Consider the following 14622-nt stretch of genomic DNA (forward strand, 5'->3'; position numbering starts at 1 on the left):
ACCATGCTCGTCATCGGCGTCGCCGGTACCGGACTCACCGCCCAGGAGCGCGACTGGCTGCAGCACGATGCCTGCGCCGGCGTGATCCTGTTCACCCGCAACTTCGCCTCGCGCGCGCAGGTGGCCGAACTGTCGGCCGCCATCCGCGAAGCCGCGCCGCGCCCGCAGCTGGTCTGCGTCGACCAGGAGGGTGGACGCGTGCAGCGATTCCGCGAGGGCTACAGCGCGCTGCCGCCGCTCGAGGTCTTCGGCCGCGACTACGCGCGCGACCCCGAAGGTGCCCTGGCCCGTGCCCGCGAGCACGCCTGGCTGATGGCGAGCGAGGTGCGCGCATCGGGCGTCGACCTCAGCTTCGCGCCGGTGGTCGACCTCGGTCGCGGCAACCTCGCCATTGGCGACCGCGCCTTCTCGGATGATCCGGCCGTGGTCGCCGCCTTCACCCGGGCCTATGTCGACGGCATGCACCAGGCCGGCATGGCGGCCACTCTCAAGCACTTCCCCGGACACGGTTCGGTGCGCGAGGACACCCACTTCGACGACGCCGTCGACGACCGCCCGCTGGATGTGATCCGCGCCGAGGATCTGGTGCCCTTCGTTGCCGGCATCGATGCCGGCGCCGACGCCGTGATGCTGGCGCACGTGGTCTATCCGCAGGTGGCGCCGGAGCCGGCCGGCTATTCGCCGCGCTGGATCAACGGGATCCTGCGGCAGGAGATGGGCTTCCGCGGCGTGGTCTTCTCCGACGACATCGGCATGGCCGCGGCGCACGGGGTGGGCGGCATCAAGGCACGCGTCGACGCGCACCTCGACGCCGGCTGCGACGTGGTGCTGGTCTGCCATCCGGAACTCGTGGAGGAATCCCTGGCGGCAGTCGATGGCCGCAGCCTCAACACCATGGCGCTGGCCGGGCTGATGGGGCGGGGCGCGCTGGGCTGGGACGGACTGCTGGCCGACGCACGCCATGGCCGCGCCGCGGCGAGCCACGGCGGCGGGGTGGTGGCATGACTGCGCCCCCGCTCGCGACCGTCATGGTCGATGCCGACGTCATCCACGACCGCGCCACGCTCGAGGCGGCGATCCAGGGCATGGCCGAGGCCATCCACACCGAGTACGCCGGCGACGAACGCGCGCCGCTGTTCGTGACCATCATGAACGGCGGCATGCCCTTTGCCGTGCAGCTCGCGTTCGCGCTGGGCGAACGCGGGCTCGACCTCGAGTTCGACTACCTGCACGCGACCCGCTATCGCGGCAGCACCAGTGGTTCGCGCCTGGCCTGGTTGCACCGCCCGGCGACGCCGATGCGCGGCCGCCGCGTGCTGCTGGTCGATGACATCCTCGACGAGGGCCACACGCTGCAGGCCGTCACCCGCTGGTGCGAGGACGAAGGCGCGGCCGACGTGCGCGTGGCGGTGCTGGCCACCAAGGTCCACGACCGCTGCGTCGATGGCGTCTGCGCAGACTGGTCGGGCGTCGAGGTGCCCGACCGCTACGTCTTCGGTTACGGCATGGACTACAACGAACAGGGCCGCAACCTGCCCGCCATCTACGCGCTGGCCGACTGAGCCGCGCACGCACCGGAGACCGCCGTGTCCGCGCATACCGATGAACCCATCGCCCTGGCGGTGATTGGCGGCACCGGCCTCTACCAGCTGGCCGGGCTGGAGGATGTGGAATCGCATCAGCCGGTCACGCGCCATGGCGCGCTGTCCGGGCCGGTGCGCGTGGGCCGCATCGGCGGCCATCGCGTGGCGTTCCTGGCACGCCATGGCGAAGGCCACTCGGTGCCGCCGCACCTGGTGAACTACCGCGCCAACCTCGCCGCGCTGCAGTCGCTGGGCGCCACGCGCGTGCTCGCGCTCAATACCGTGGGCGGCATCACCGAAGGCTTTGGCCCGCGCGTGCTCGCTTGCCCCGACCAGCTCATCGACTACACCTGGGGCCGCATCTCCACCTACTGCGAAGAGCCGGGCACCGAGGTGCTGCACGTCGACTTCGGCGATCCCTACACGCCGTCGCTGCGCCGCAGGATCATCGATGCGGCGGCGACTGTCGGGGTCGCGCTGGTCGATGGCGGCTGCTACGGCGCGACGCAGGGTCCGCGCCTGGAGACGCGCGCGGAGATTTCGCGCATGCGCCGCGACGGTTGCGACCTCGTCGGCATGACCGGAATGCCCGAGGCCGGGCTCGCCCGCGAGCTTGGCCTGGACTACGCATGCCTGGCCATCGTCGCCAACTGGGCGGCCGGTGCTGGACCCCAGATCGACGAGGTGATCACGCTCGATGACGTGCTCGCGAACGTCGCCGCGGCCTCCTCGGGCCTGCCAACCCTCGTCGGAGCGATGCTGGCCGGGTGATTGCGCACGGCACGAAGCCTTTGCATACTCGGGCAGCGTGTGTCCGGTCCCTTGCAGGTCGGGGCGCGCAATCGTAACCAGACGAGGTGTAAGAGTCATGCAATACGGCACAGTGAAGTGGTTCAACGACGCCAAGGGTTTCGGCTTCATCGCTCCCGAGGACGGCAGCGCGGACGTGTTCGTGCACTACTCGGCGATTTCTTCCGACGGCTTCCGCAGCCTGCAGGAAGGCCAGCGCGTCAGCTATGAAGTCACTCAGGGCCCGAAGGGCGCGCAGGCGGCAGGGGTGGCGGCTGTCGCTTGAGTGGCACGCGGTTGCAGTATTTCCTGTTCCAGGGTCCCGGGTGTTCCGGGACCCTTTTTTTGTCGTCAGCCCGCACTGCGGAAGGTCAGGTTGATGCGCTCCGCGCCGAGCCGCGGGTGCGCCACGTCCTTCAGCGGAGCGACGCCGTGGAAGCGCAGGCGGTCCTCGCCGCCCCAGACGACGACGTCGCCGTGGTGCAGGGGCACCTTCGCGGGCCGGTCGGCGCGCGCGTGGCCGCCGAACAGGAAGATGGCGTCCATGCCCAGCGAAACGGAGACGATCGGCGCGTCGAGATCGCGCTCGTCTCTGTCCTGGTGCAGTGACATGCGTGCGCCGGGACGGTAGCGGTTGATCAGGCAGGCATCGGATTCGAAGCCGTTGAAGCCGGCCGCAGCCGCGGCGTCGGCTGCCAGGGCTGCGAACGTGGCGGGCATGTCCGGCCAGGGCAATCCGCTCTCCGGATCCGTGGCCGTATAGCGGTAGCCATGGCGGCTGGTGGTCCAGCCGAGTCGCCCGCAGTTCGTCATCGCCACCGACATGGTGAAGCCGCCGCGCGTCTGCATCTGGCGGAACGGCGCGCGTGCCGCCACGGCCTCGATGGCCCGCAGCAGTTCGTCTACGCAGGGCAGGGCGAAACCGCGCAGCACGCAGGCCTGCGGCCCGATGGTTTCGCGATGATCGTTGCCGGGCTCGGCGAACAGGTCTGGATGCATGGCTTGAGGATAGCGCCGTCGCCGTGGCGCCGCGCCGGCGTGTCGGGTGCATGCCACGGCGGGCAAGGCCACAATCGGGGCACGCACGGGAGAACGGGAATGGTCCAGGCCACGCACGATGTCTTCAACCAGCCGCCGCCATTCGGCGAACGCGACCTGTGGTCGGATGACTTCGCGCTGCGCGAAGCCCTGGCGCGCGAAGGCGGTGCGGCGTTCGAGCGCGAGGTCGCGGCGTATGGCGCACTGGCGGGGGGTGAACTGCTGGCCCTGTCCCATGACGCCCATCGCGACCGGCCGCGCCTGCGCAGTCACGACGCCGCCGGGCAGCGCATCGACCGCGTCGAGTTCCATCCCGCATACCACCGGGTGATGGAGCTTGCCATCGCGCACGGGGTGGCCGGGCTGTCTTGGGCGCGGCCGGAGCCCGGTGCACACGTCGCGCGCGCGGCCCTGGCCTACCTGCACTACCAGGCCGAGCCGGGCACGAGCTGCCCGCTGACCATGACGCACGCCGCGATGCCGGTGCTGCGGCAGTCGCCGGCGCTGCACGAATGGGCGGACAAGGTCGCGGCCTGCCGCTACGACGCGCGTGATGTCGCCATCGACGTGAAGTCCGGCGTGACGCTGGGCATGGCCATGACCGAGAAGCAGGGTGGCAGCGATGTACGCGCCAACGCCACCACGGCCGCGCCCTGCGGCGACGGCGACGATGCCTACGTGCTGTCCGGCCACAAGTGGTTCATGTCGGCACCGATGTCCGACGGCTTCCTGGTGCTGGCGCAGGCACCCGCCGGCCTGACCTGCCTGCTGATGCCGCGCCGCCTGCCCGGCGGCGACCGCAACGGCTTCATCCTGATGCGGCTGAAAGACAAGCTTGGCGACTGGTCCAACGCGTCCAGCGAGGTCGAGTTCCAGGACGCGATGGCCTGGCGGGTGGGTGAAGAGGGCCGAGGCGTCGCCACCATCCTGCAGATGGTGATGCTCACCCGCCTGGACTGCATGCTCGGCTCGGCGGGGCTGATGCGGATGGCGCTGGCGCAGGCGCTGCATCACTGCCGCCATCGCAGCGCGTTCGGCAAACGGCTCGCCGACCAGCCGCTGATGCGCAACGTCCTGGCCGATATCGCGATCGAAGCCGAAGGGGCGCTGGCGCTGTCGATGCGCGTGGCACGGGCAGTGGATGCCGCCGCACGCGATCCGCGCGAGGCCGCATTCGCCCGCATCGCCACCGCCATCGGCAAGTACTGGATCTGCCGACGTGCCCCGACGGTGGTCAACGAGGCGCAGGAGTGCCTGGGCGGCGCGGGCTATATCGAAGAGTCGCTGCTTCCGAGGCTGTACCGGCAGGCCCCGCTGAACTCGATCTGGGAAGGCAGCGGCAACATCCAGTGCCTCGACGTGCTGCGAGCGCTGTCGCGGGAGCCGGACACCGCGGCTGTGCTGCGTGCGGAGATCGAAGCGGCGCGCGGGTTGCATCCTGCGCTGGACACGTTCGCCGCGTCACTGGGTGGCATGTTTTCAGCTGCCGATGAAGCGGGGTCGAGACGGCTTGTCGAAAGCCTGGCGCTTGCGCTGCAGGCTTCGGTGCTGCTGCGCGCGGTCAGCCCGGTCGCAGAGGCGTTCTGCCGCACCCGGTTAGGCGGTGAGCACGGGCTTGCACTGGGCACGCTGCCGGTGGATCTGGACCACCTTTCCATCATGGCGAGGGCGTTTCCGGATTAAGGATGCTTGCTACGGATTTGCCCGAAGCCTGGGAGAGGGCCACGAAGATGAAGACATTGATTGCGGCATGCCCATTGTTCCTGCTTGTCGCTGCATGTGTACCGCAGGGCGGTAACCCGCCTGACCAGGTCGCCACTCCGGGCGATGCCCAGCTTCTGAGCGTTGGGCAAATCACTGAAGCTGAGAAACGGGCGGCCACGGGCGACATCGAGGCGGTACGGGATCTTGTCGCGCACTATGTGTTGGGAGAGCCCGACCGGGGGAAGGCCATGCACTGGCAACGGGTCGCGGTCGGTATGGGTGATCAGGTGATGATGCTGAACCTTGCGACGTACCTGTCTCTGACGGGCGCCGAAGAAGATTGCCGGGAAGCGGATTCCCTTGTTGAACGGGTCAGCATCCGGAATCCGTCCAATGAGCTTGGTGACGCGGCGCGTCGGAGATTGCAGACGCTCAGGCATGGCTTTGAAGGAGCTGGGACCTGCACTCGATGGTTTCAGTAATTCAACAGTTCCAGCGGCATGCTGTTTCAGGCGCCTCGGGCGACGGCCGCTGGCACCGCATCCAGGAACTGCAACCGCGCCAGCTCGGCGTACAGGCCGCCCTGTGCCAGTAGCTCGGCATGCGTGCCCTCGGCCACGATCTGGCCCTGGTCCATGACGACGATGCGGTCCGCGCGCAGCACGGTGGCCAAACGGTGCGCGACGACGATCGTCGTGCGGCCTTCCATCAGGCGTTCGAGCGCGTGCTGCACGGCGCGTTCGCTCTGCGCATCGAGTGCCGAGGTGGCTTCGTCAAGCAGCAGCACCGGCGCATCGCGCAGCAGGGCACGGGCGATGGCGACGCGCTGCTGCTGGCCGCCTGACAGGCGGGCGCCGCGTTCACCAAGTTCCGAGGCATAGCCCTCGGGCAGCGCGGTGAGGAATTCGTGTGCCTCCGCCGCGCGTGCGGCCGCCTCGACTTCGGCATCGCTCGCGTCGAGTCGGCCGTAGCGGATGTTGTCGGCGGCGCTGGCGGCGAAGATGGTCGGGCGCTGCGCCACCAGCGCCATCTCGCCGCGCAGCGCGACGGGATCGAGTTCGCGCAGGTCGATGCCATCCAGCGCCACGCTGCCCGACTGCGGGTCGTGGAAGCGCTGCAGCAGAGAGAAGACCGTGCTCTTGCCTGCGCCGGACGGCCCGACCAGTGCCACCGTCTCGCCCGGTGCCACTTCAAGGCTGAAGCCTTCCAGGGCCGCGGTGTCCGGGCGCGTGGGGTAGTGGAAGACGACGTCGCGCAGGGCGACGGCACCGCGCACGGGCTGCGACAGCGCGCGCGGTGCGGCGGGCGCGACGACCTTCGGCTGCTCGTCGAGCAGCTCCCCGATCCGGCCCATGCCGCCGGCGGCCTTCTGCAGTTCGTTCCACACCTCCGCCAGCGCACCGACCGAGCCGGCGCCGAACATCGCGTACAGCACGAACTGTCCCAGCGTGCCGGCGCTCATGCGGCCGTCGGCGACGTCGTGCGCGCCCAGCCACAGCACCAGGGTGATGGCGCCGAAGATCACCGAGATCGCCACGGCCGTGACCAGCGCCTGCACGCCGATGCGCTTGCGCGCCACCGTCACCGCGGTCGCCACGGCGGTGGCGAAGCGGCCGCGCTCATGGCCCTCGCGGGCGTGCGACTGCACGGTGTCGATCGCGCCCAGGGTTTCGGTGGCCAGCGCGTTGGCATCGGCCACGCGGTCCTGGCTCTGGCGCGAAATGCGCTGCAGGCGGCGGCCGCCAAGGACCAGCGGCAGCACCGCCAGCGGGATGCCGACCAGGGTCCAGGCCGCCAGCCGCGGACTGGTCACCATCAGCATGGCGACGCTGCCCAGCACCATCACCACGCTGCGCAGCGCCACCGACATGCTGGTGGCGACCACGCCGCGCAGGAGTTCGGTGTCCGCGGTCAGGCGCGAGACCAGCTCGCCGGTGCGGCTGCGTTCGAAGAAGGACTGGTCCAGGCCCACCAGGTGGCCGAACAGCTGCGTGCGCAGGTCGGCCACCACGCGTTCGCCCAGCAGCGATACGAAGAAGAAGCGCGCCGCGGTGGCGATGGCCAGCGCGAACGTCACCAGGAACAGCAGCACGAAGGCGGCGTCGATGCCGGCGCCGCTGGCGAAGCCGTCGTCGATCATCCGCCGCACCGCCAGCGGCAGGCTCAGGGTCGCGGTGCTCGAGGCCAGCAGCGCCAGCAGCCAGGCTGCCAGCAGGCCGCGGTGCCGGGCCAGGAAGGGCCACAGCGGGCGCAGCGTCGACAGCGGGACCTTTGATTTCCCGGCGCGATCGCCGTCGCGCGTATCGGGAGTCGGGGGCGGGGTGGAGGTGTGAGCGAACTGGGCCATCCGGGCATTGTCGCCCATGCCCTGTGCCTATGGTTCCCCGACGCGCGCGCGGTCGCGCGTGGCGTCGCGCAGATGGCTGGCCAGCGCCGGCAGCTGGCTGGCCGGAAGGCGCAGGCGGAAGTGGACGCCATCGGCGGCGAAGTCCTCGCCCAGCTTCTCGGCGCAGAACACGGGCAACGCGGCATGCACGGCGGCGAGGTCGGCGAAGGGGCACTCGACGTCGACCTCGGCCATCTCGACCACTTCGCGCCGCTCGGCGGTGCGCAGGCACTCGGCCGCGGTACCGCCATAGGCGCGCACCAGGCCACCGGCGCCGAGCTTGATGCCGCCGTACCAGCGCGTCACCACCACCACGACGCCGTCCAGGCCCTGGCCGTCGATGGCGGCCAGGATAGGGCGCCCGGCGGTTCCGGCGGGCTCGCCGTCGTCGCTGGAGCGGTAGGCGCTGCCCATGCGCCAGGCCCAGCAGTTGTGGGTGGCGTCGGGCACGGACACGGAAGCGATGAAGGCCGCGGCGGCCCCGGTGTCGTCCACCGGGGCTGCATGGGCCAGGAAACGGCTGTGCTTCACCACCAGTTCGTGCGTGGCGGGCGCGGCAAGCGTGGTGCTCATTCTTCGCCGAGCAGCGTGCGCAGGTCGTCCGGCACGGCCGCTCCGGGATGGCGACGCCGGAACTCGGCGAAGCTCTCGCGCGCTTCCCCGTAGCGTTCGGAGACCACCAGTTCGCGGATGCGCGCCAGCCAGGCCTCGCGCACGGCAGGCGAGTCCACCGACGCCGGCGGGGTGTCGTCGAGGGGCTGGTCGAGCCAGTCCTCGTCGTGCATCGCCTCGCCGTCGATCGCTTGCGCGCCGCCCAGGATGTCCGGTGCGCGGGTGCGCATGGCGGCGTCCTGGGCGGGGGCAGGCCTTGGCGGCGGCAGGGCCTGCAGGGCCCGTGACGCTGCTGGAGCCGGCGGCGCAGGCGGGGCAGGCGGCGGCGCCGGCATGGCCATCGGCACGGGTGCCGATGCTGCGGCTTCTCGCGGTGCGGGCCGGGCGGACTTCGCGGCAGGCCTGGGCAGCTCTTGGCCGGCCGAGTCGGTAGCTGCCTCGCGCGCCGCCGCTGGTTCGCGAGACGGCGCATCGAACAGCGCCGGCGGCGCAGGAGCGTCGCTTACGGATGGCGGGGTGATCGCTTCCGGGGCCTGCGACGCCGCGGCCGCAGCCTCCGTCTCCACAGGGGGCGCCGGCTGGCGCGGGGCCTGGGCCGCTTCGGCTGGCGCGTGAAGCCGCCGAGCACTGGCAGGCGCCCCGGAAACATCATCGGCGAGCGCTGGCATCTTCGCTGCAACGGGTGCCTCCTCGGGCAGCCGGACCACTTCGAGCTGCGGCCGCAGCTGCCAGGCCACGCCGATCGCGAGCACCAGCGTTGCAGCCAATGCGCCGCCGCGCAGCCAGATCGGGCTCCGCCGCCGGCGACGGTGCCCGGCGCGTGTGGAAGTGGATGACGGCGTGGCGGCCGCCGGGGTGCCTTCCCCTGCACGGGCGCTGCCGCCCGCGCGATCCGCGGCAGTCCTGCGAGCGGCAGCGAAGATCGCCGCGTCCAGGCCGGGAGACGGCCCTGACGGTGGCGTGGCCGCTGCCAGGGCGTCAGCCAGCGCGCGCTCCGCCGGCTGCAGCGGGTCGGGGCGGGTCTGGCGGGTCACGGTGCGACCTCCCCGGCCGACAGGACATCGCGGTCGGCGAGCGCCGCGCGCAGCTTGTCCATGGCATAGCGCAGCCGCGACTTCACGGTTTCGCGGCCCACGCCGGTGATGTCACCGATCTCTTCCAGGGTCAGTTCCTGCTCCAGGCGCAGCAGCACCACTTCGCGCTGTTCGTCGGGCAGGGCGTCGAGTGCCTGCTGCAGGTCGCGACCGCGCTGGAAGGCATCCATGCGCAGCTCGGGCGTGTCCGGATCCTCGATCCGGAGGCTGCGCTCGTCGGCATCGGCGGGCGCGGGCGGACGGTGCTGCCGTGCGCGCCAGTGGTCGGCGATGCGATTGCGGGCGATCCGGTACAGCCAGGTGATGAAGGCGGCGTCCGGGCGCCAGTCGCGGCCGGCAGCCACCACGCGCTGCCAGGTGTCCTGGAACACCTCATCAGCCAGCCCCGGATCGCGGAGCTGGCGCAGGAGGAAGCGGTGCAGGCGCTCGCGGTGGCGCCCGTACAGGGACTCGAACGCGGCGACATCCCCCTCGCTCCAGGCCAGCATCAGTGCGTCGTCGCTGGTTCCGGCGTCTTCGCGGCTTGGCAGGGCGTCCATGGATGCGAGGTTAAGCGCTGCGGCCAGGCGCGGGAAGCCCGTGCGTGAGGCCGCCGCGACGGGCATGATGTCGGCCGGGGTCGCATGGGGAGGCCGCGCTCGCTTGCCGCGCGCGGCTGCAACTGCCGTTGTCCCTATGGGACGGACTTGGGCAAAGGGACGCGGCACGTGCAGGCAATGCTGGACATCCCGGTTTTGGCGCCGCCGCGCGAGGTCGACCTCGCGGGGCTGGCGGGCATGCTGGCGCAATCGCTTCCGACCGGCTCGGACGTGGTGGTGTGCTGGGACGACGAGCGCCTGGGCAGCGGCCGCTCCGAGGTCGAAGGCGTGGCCCCCGCCCTGCGCGCGCGCGCGGAGGAACTCATGTCCGGCAAGCGCAGCCGCGCCGACGCAGGTGGCGCGCTGATCGACGAATCCTGGATCGAGGGCGAGGCGCGCGTCGCGCTCGCCGCGCGCCTTCCCGAACCGCTTACGCCCGGCTCGCGCGAAGCCTGGCGCGCGCTGGCGCGCAGGCTGGTGTCGGCCACCCTCGCTTCGGCGCAGGCGGAAGCCCGGATTGATTCGCTGCGCAAGTCGGAGCGGCTGCAGCAGGCGCTGTACGAGATCGCCGACCTCGCGGGCTCGGGCCTCGAGATGGAGGAGATGCTCAAGCGCATCCACGGTGTGGTCGGCGGCCTGATGTCGGCCGAGAACTTCTACATCGTGCTGTACGACGACATGCGCGGCACCGTGCGCTTCCTGTACTTCGCCGATCGGCTTGACCCTTGGATCGCGCAGCCGGACAACGAGGCCCCGGTAGGGACGATGCCCAACAGCCTGACCGTGGCGCTGCTGCGGCATGGCCAGCCCCTGCGCGGCCCGTCGGAGCTGATCCGCGAACAGCTGCACGTCGAGCGTGATCCGGCGCACGGCCCCGACGCCGCGGACTGGCTGGGCGTGCCGATGCGCCGCGAGGGCCGGGTCAGCGGCGCGATCGTGGTGCAAAGCTACGACCAGCCCGACTGCTACACCGACGAGGACCGCGCGCTGCTCGAGTTCGTGGCCCAGCACATCCTCACCGCGCTCGACCGCAAGCATGCCCAGGCGGAGCTCGAGCGCCGCGTGGACGCGCGCACGCGCGAGCTGCAGCAGGCCAACGAGGTGCTGCAAGCGGAAATCATCGAACGCCAGCGCGCCGAGCGCCTGCAGCGCGCGCTGTTCAGGATCAGCGAGCTGTCTTTCACCGCGGGCAGCGTCGAAGGCTTCTATGGCGACCTGCACGCGGTGGTCGGCGAGCTGCTGTACGCGCGCAACTTCTACATCGCCATGGTGTCCGGCGACGGTAGCCACATCGAGTTCCCGTATTCGGTGGACGAGCGCGACATCATTCGCAAGACCAGGCGGATGATCCGTGGGCTGAGCGAGTACGTGATCAACAGCGGACGCGCGCTGCTGGCCGACCGCGTGGTCATCGCCCGCCTGGAGGCCGCGGGCGACCTCCAGCACCACGGCACGCTCGCGCACTGCTGGCTCGGCGTGCCGCTGCTGCGCGACGGCATGGCCGTGGGCGTGATCGCGGTGCAGAGCTATTCGCCGCACATCGGCTTCACCGTGCAGGACCAGAAGCTGCTGACCTTCGTCGCGCACCACATCGGCGGCGCGCTCGCGCGCAAGCGGTCGCAGGACCACCTGAAGGCCGCGCATGCCGAACTCGAGGACCGGGTCGACGCGCGCACGCGCGAGCTGGAAGAGGCCAACCGCGAGCTGCGCGCGCAGGTCTCCGAGCGCATGCGCGCCGAGCAGCGCCTGATCGACCAGGCGCGGCACGACCACCTCACCGGCCTGCCCAACCGCATCCACCTGCTCGATCGCCTGGATGCGGCGATCGCAGAGACCCGTGCCCGGGAGCGCGGGCCGTTCGCGGTGCTGTTCCTCGACCTCGACCGCTTCAAGCTGGTCAACGACAGCGTCGGCCATGCCGCCGGCGACGAGATGCTGGTCGAGTCCGGGCGCCGGATCGCACGGATGCTGCGCGAGGGCGACGTGGTCGCGCGCCTGGGAGGCGACGAGTTCGCGGTGCTGCTGGGCGATGCCGGCGACGAGGCGACGGCGCAGGCGGTGTCGGCGCGCATCCTCGCCGAGCTGGGCAAGCCGATGTGGATCGCGGGCCGCGAACTGTTTCCCTCCGCGTCGGTGGGCATCGCCATGTGGCAGCCGCGCTACCACCACGGCGAGGACCTGCTGCGCGATGCCGACGCCGCCATGTACCGCGCCAAGGCCAGCGGCCGCGACCGCAGCGAACTGTTCGACGAGGAGATGCGCGCCGAAGCCACGCGGTTGCTCGACCTCGAGGCCGATCTGCGGCGCGCGATCCTCGCCGACGACTTCGAGCCCTGGTTCCAGCCGATCGTCGACCTCGCCAGCGGCAAGGTGGTCGGCCACGAGGCGCTGCTGCGATGGAACCACGAAGTGCGCGGTCCGCTGCCGCCGGGCGAGTTCATCGGCGTGGGCGAGGACAGCGGGCTGATCGAACAGGTCGACTGGCTGGTGTACCGGCGCGCCTTCGACTGGATGGCCCGCCACCGCGAGGGCTACGTATCGATCAACGTGTCGCCGCGGCACTTCCGCTCCGACAATTTCGTCGAACGCCTGCTGCAGATGCTGGGCGACGCCGGCGCCGAACCCGCGCGGCTGCGCATCGAGATCACCGAAGTCGCCCTGCTCGACGATGCGCCGCGTACGCTGCGGATGCTCAAGACCCTGCGCTCGCGCGGCATCTACGCCCTGCTGGACGATTTCGGTACTGGCTTCTCGGCGCTGTCCTACCTGCACCGGTTCCCGATCCATGCGCTGAAGATCGACCAGAGCTTCGTCGCGGGCCTGGACGACGAACTCCACACCGAGAGCCTGGCCCTGGTGCGCGCGATCCTGGCGCTGGCCGGCACGCTGGGCATCGACAGTATCGGCGAAGGCGTGGAGACCGAAGCGCAGGCCACGATCCTGCGGCAGCTGGGCTGCACCATGGGCCAGGGCTTCCTGTTCGGGCAGCCGATGCCCGCGCCCGCCGCCGAGAGCCGCGGCGCGGCCTGAGCGGGGGCGGGGCAGGGCCATCGCGTCAGTCGCCGCTGCGGGCGGCATCGCCGCGGGTGGCCGCGCGCCCGGCTTCGACCAGTTCGGCGAACTCCCCGCGCAGGCCCCAGCGATCGTCGCCCCGGCTGGCGCGCGCACCGGCCGCGATCGCGTCCCAATCCCATTGGCCGAGGTTGTGGCCGCCGCGCAGGGCATCGGCGAACCCGGCGACCGTCGCGGCGAAGCGCAGGGCCGGGCCGGCTTCGGCGCGGATCGCACTGCGCGCAAGCGGCACCTCGATCAGCCGGCTGCTGTCGCTGTCGGGCTGCTTGTAGCGCAGGCGCAGGTGTGCCAGTTCGCCGCCGTGTGCTGCGGCGGGCGCGCCGCCGCCATAGCGCAGCGCGGACAGGCGCTCGCCCCCGGAGCCGACGAGTGCGATCTCGTACAGCGCCGTGACCTCGTGGCCGGCGCCGATGTCACCGGCATCGACGCGGTCGTTGGCGAAGTCCTCTTCGCGCAGCATGCGGTTGGCATAGCCGACCAGGCGGTACTCGGCGACCAGGGCCGGATTGAACTCGACCTGGATCTTCACGTCGCGGGCGATGGTCAGCAGGGTCGACGACATCTCTTCGACCAGCACCTTGCGCGCTTCCAGCAGGGTGTCGATGTAGGCGTGGTTGCCGTCGCCGGCGTCGGCCAGGCGCTCGGCCATGGCGTCGTTGTAGTTGCCGGTGCCGAAGCCGAGCGTGGTGAGTGCGATGCCCGAGCCGCGCTGGTCGGCGACCAGGGCCTCGAGCGTGTCGCGGTTGACGGTGCCGACGTTGAAGTCGCCGTCGGTGGCCAGGATCACGCGGTTGGCGCCGCCTTCGACATAGCCCTGCCGCGCCATCGCGTACGCCAGCTCGATGCCCGCGCCGCCGTTGGTGCTGCCGCCTGCCTGCAGGCGCTCGAGCGCGGCCAGGATCTCGCCCTTGCGGTCACCTGCGGTCGGCGGCAGCACCAGGCCCGCCGAACCCGCGTAGGCCACGATCGACACCTTGTCCCGTGCGCGCAGCTGGTCGGTGAGCGCGGCGAAGGCCTTGCGCAGCAGCGGCAGCTTGTCGGCCGTGTGCATCGAGCCCGACGTGTCGACCAGGAACACCAGGTTGGCCGGCGGCAGCTCGGCCTTCGGCACGTCATAGCCCTTGATGCCGACCATCAGCAGGTGGCGGCCGGGATCCCAGGGCGACGGCGCGATCTCGGTGGTCACGTGGAACGGCACTTCGCGCGACGTCGGCGCCGGGTGGTCGTAGCGGAAGTAGTTGATGAACTCCTCGGCGCGCACGGCGTCGGGCGGCGGGCGCACGCCCATGCGCAGCATGCGGCGGACGTTGCTGTAGCTGCCGGTGTCGACGTCGACGGAGAAGGTTGACACGGGGTGTTCGGAGGCACGGCGCACGGGGTTGTCGTCGATGGCCGCGTATTCCTCCCGGTTCGCGGGATCGCTGGGCGGCCAGGGGTGCGGTGGCCTGATGACCCCGGACGGAGCCTTGGAAGTGGCCATGAGCCGCTGGCGTCCGCCGGTGACCTCGACGCGATCCAGCATCGCCTCATGTTGCTGCGCGAGTGCGACCGGTGGGGCTGGCGGGGCCGGCGGGGCGGGCGTGGTCGGCGTGGAGCCGGATGCACCGGCCGTCTTGTCGGCGCTGGACTGCGGCGTCTGGCAAGCGGCAAGCAGCAGGCTGGCCGCGAGGGCGGCGGTGAATGCATGGCGCGTCATGGCATGGCTCCGTGGTTGGACGGATGCGACAACGCGCCGGGAGGCGACATGGGGTTCCGGCGCCGGTGGC

Annotated in this window: 13 protein-coding genes; 7 read left to right on the forward strand and 6 right to left on the reverse strand. The window is 71.1% G+C overall.

Annotation, left to right across the window (positions count from 1 at the left end):
- Nucleotides 1-3: 3 nt before the first annotated feature.
- The 4 genes from nagZ to cspE all read left to right on the forward strand — a co-directional run bounded on the left by nagZ (nucleotide 4) and on the right by cspE (nucleotide 2658).
- Nucleotides 4-1005, forward strand: a complete 1002-nt coding sequence (nagZ, locus tag ACW5E8_RS12845) for a beta-N-acetylhexosaminidase (RefSeq protein WP_456965910.1) — start codon at nucleotides 4-6, stop codon at nucleotides 1003-1005.
- Complete coding sequence (locus ACW5E8_RS12850; RefSeq protein WP_456965911.1) at nucleotides 1002-1562, forward strand: hypoxanthine-guanine phosphoribosyltransferase; 561 nt, start codon at nucleotides 1002-1004, stop codon at nucleotides 1560-1562. The genes nagZ and ACW5E8_RS12850 overlap by 4 nt, the downstream gene beginning before the upstream one ends.
- 24 nt (nucleotides 1563-1586) lie before the next feature.
- Nucleotides 1587-2354, forward strand: a complete 768-nt coding sequence (locus ACW5E8_RS12855) for an S-methyl-5'-thioinosine phosphorylase (protein ID WP_456965912.1) — start codon at nucleotides 1587-1589, stop codon at nucleotides 2352-2354.
- Nucleotides 2355-2451: 97 nt separating this feature from the next.
- Nucleotides 2452-2658 carry a transcription antiterminator/RNA stability regulator CspE gene (cspE, locus tag ACW5E8_RS12860; protein WP_456965913.1) on the forward strand — a complete coding sequence of 69 codons (207 nt, stop codon included), beginning with the start codon at nucleotides 2452-2454 and terminating at the stop codon, nucleotides 2656-2658.
- 65 nt (nucleotides 2659-2723) lie between these two features.
- Here cspE and alkB read toward each other — a convergent pair whose 3' ends face one another.
- The gene (gene alkB, locus ACW5E8_RS12865; protein ID WP_456965914.1) at nucleotides 2724-3371 is read right to left on the reverse strand and encodes a DNA oxidative demethylase AlkB; all 648 of its coding nucleotides are present in this window, start codon (nucleotides 3369-3371) and stop codon (nucleotides 2724-2726) included.
- Nucleotides 3372-3470: 99 nt separating this feature from the next.
- Between alkB and ACW5E8_RS12870 the strand changes: the two genes are divergently transcribed.
- Both ACW5E8_RS12870 and ACW5E8_RS12875 read left to right on the forward strand, forming a co-directional pair.
- Entirely contained in the window at nucleotides 3471-5093 is a 1623-nt protein-coding gene (locus ACW5E8_RS12870) for an acyl-CoA dehydrogenase family protein (protein WP_456965915.1), read from the forward strand.
- A gap of 47 nt (nucleotides 5094-5140) precedes the next feature.
- A complete protein-coding gene (locus ACW5E8_RS12875) occupies nucleotides 5141-5596 on the forward strand; it encodes a hypothetical protein (RefSeq protein WP_456965916.1) in 456 nt (151 codons plus the stop codon).
- 26 nt (nucleotides 5597-5622) lie between these two features.
- Here ACW5E8_RS12875 and ACW5E8_RS12880 read toward each other — a convergent pair whose 3' ends face one another.
- From ACW5E8_RS12880 to ACW5E8_RS12895, 4 genes are read right to left on the reverse strand one after another with little or no spacing between them, the layout of a single operon-like run.
- Complete coding sequence (locus ACW5E8_RS12880; protein ID WP_456965917.1) at nucleotides 5623-7461, reverse strand: ABC transporter transmembrane domain-containing protein; 1839 nt, start codon at nucleotides 7459-7461, stop codon at nucleotides 5623-5625.
- A 27-nt stretch (nucleotides 7462-7488) separates the two neighbouring features.
- Complete coding sequence (locus tag ACW5E8_RS12885; RefSeq protein ID WP_456965918.1) at nucleotides 7489-8073, reverse strand: IMPACT family protein; 585 nt, start codon at nucleotides 8071-8073, stop codon at nucleotides 7489-7491.
- Entirely contained in the window at nucleotides 8070-9146 is a 1077-nt protein-coding gene (locus tag ACW5E8_RS12890; protein WP_456965919.1) for a hypothetical protein, read from the reverse strand. The genes ACW5E8_RS12885 and ACW5E8_RS12890 overlap by 4 nt, the downstream gene beginning before the upstream one ends.
- Nucleotides 9143-9745: an RNA polymerase sigma factor gene (locus tag ACW5E8_RS12895; protein WP_456965920.1), complete on the reverse strand. Its 603-nt coding sequence runs from the start codon at nucleotides 9743-9745 to the stop codon at nucleotides 9143-9145. The genes ACW5E8_RS12890 and ACW5E8_RS12895 overlap by 4 nt, the downstream gene beginning before the upstream one ends.
- Nucleotides 9746-9922: 177 nt before the next feature.
- Here ACW5E8_RS12895 and ACW5E8_RS12900 point away from each other — a divergent pair, with 177 nt between their 5' ends.
- Nucleotides 9923-12814 carry an EAL domain-containing protein gene (locus ACW5E8_RS12900; protein ID WP_456965921.1) on the forward strand — a complete coding sequence of 964 codons (2892 nt, stop codon included), beginning with the start codon at nucleotides 9923-9925 and terminating at the stop codon, nucleotides 12812-12814.
- 25 nt (nucleotides 12815-12839) lie between these two features.
- Here ACW5E8_RS12900 and ACW5E8_RS12905 read toward each other — a convergent pair whose 3' ends face one another.
- Entirely contained in the window at nucleotides 12840-14552 is a 1713-nt protein-coding gene (locus ACW5E8_RS12905) for a vWA domain-containing protein (RefSeq protein ID WP_456965922.1), read from the reverse strand.
- Nucleotides 14553-14622 lie beyond the last annotated feature (70 nt).

It is taken from the genome of Luteimonas sp. A649 (assembly GCF_054072735.1).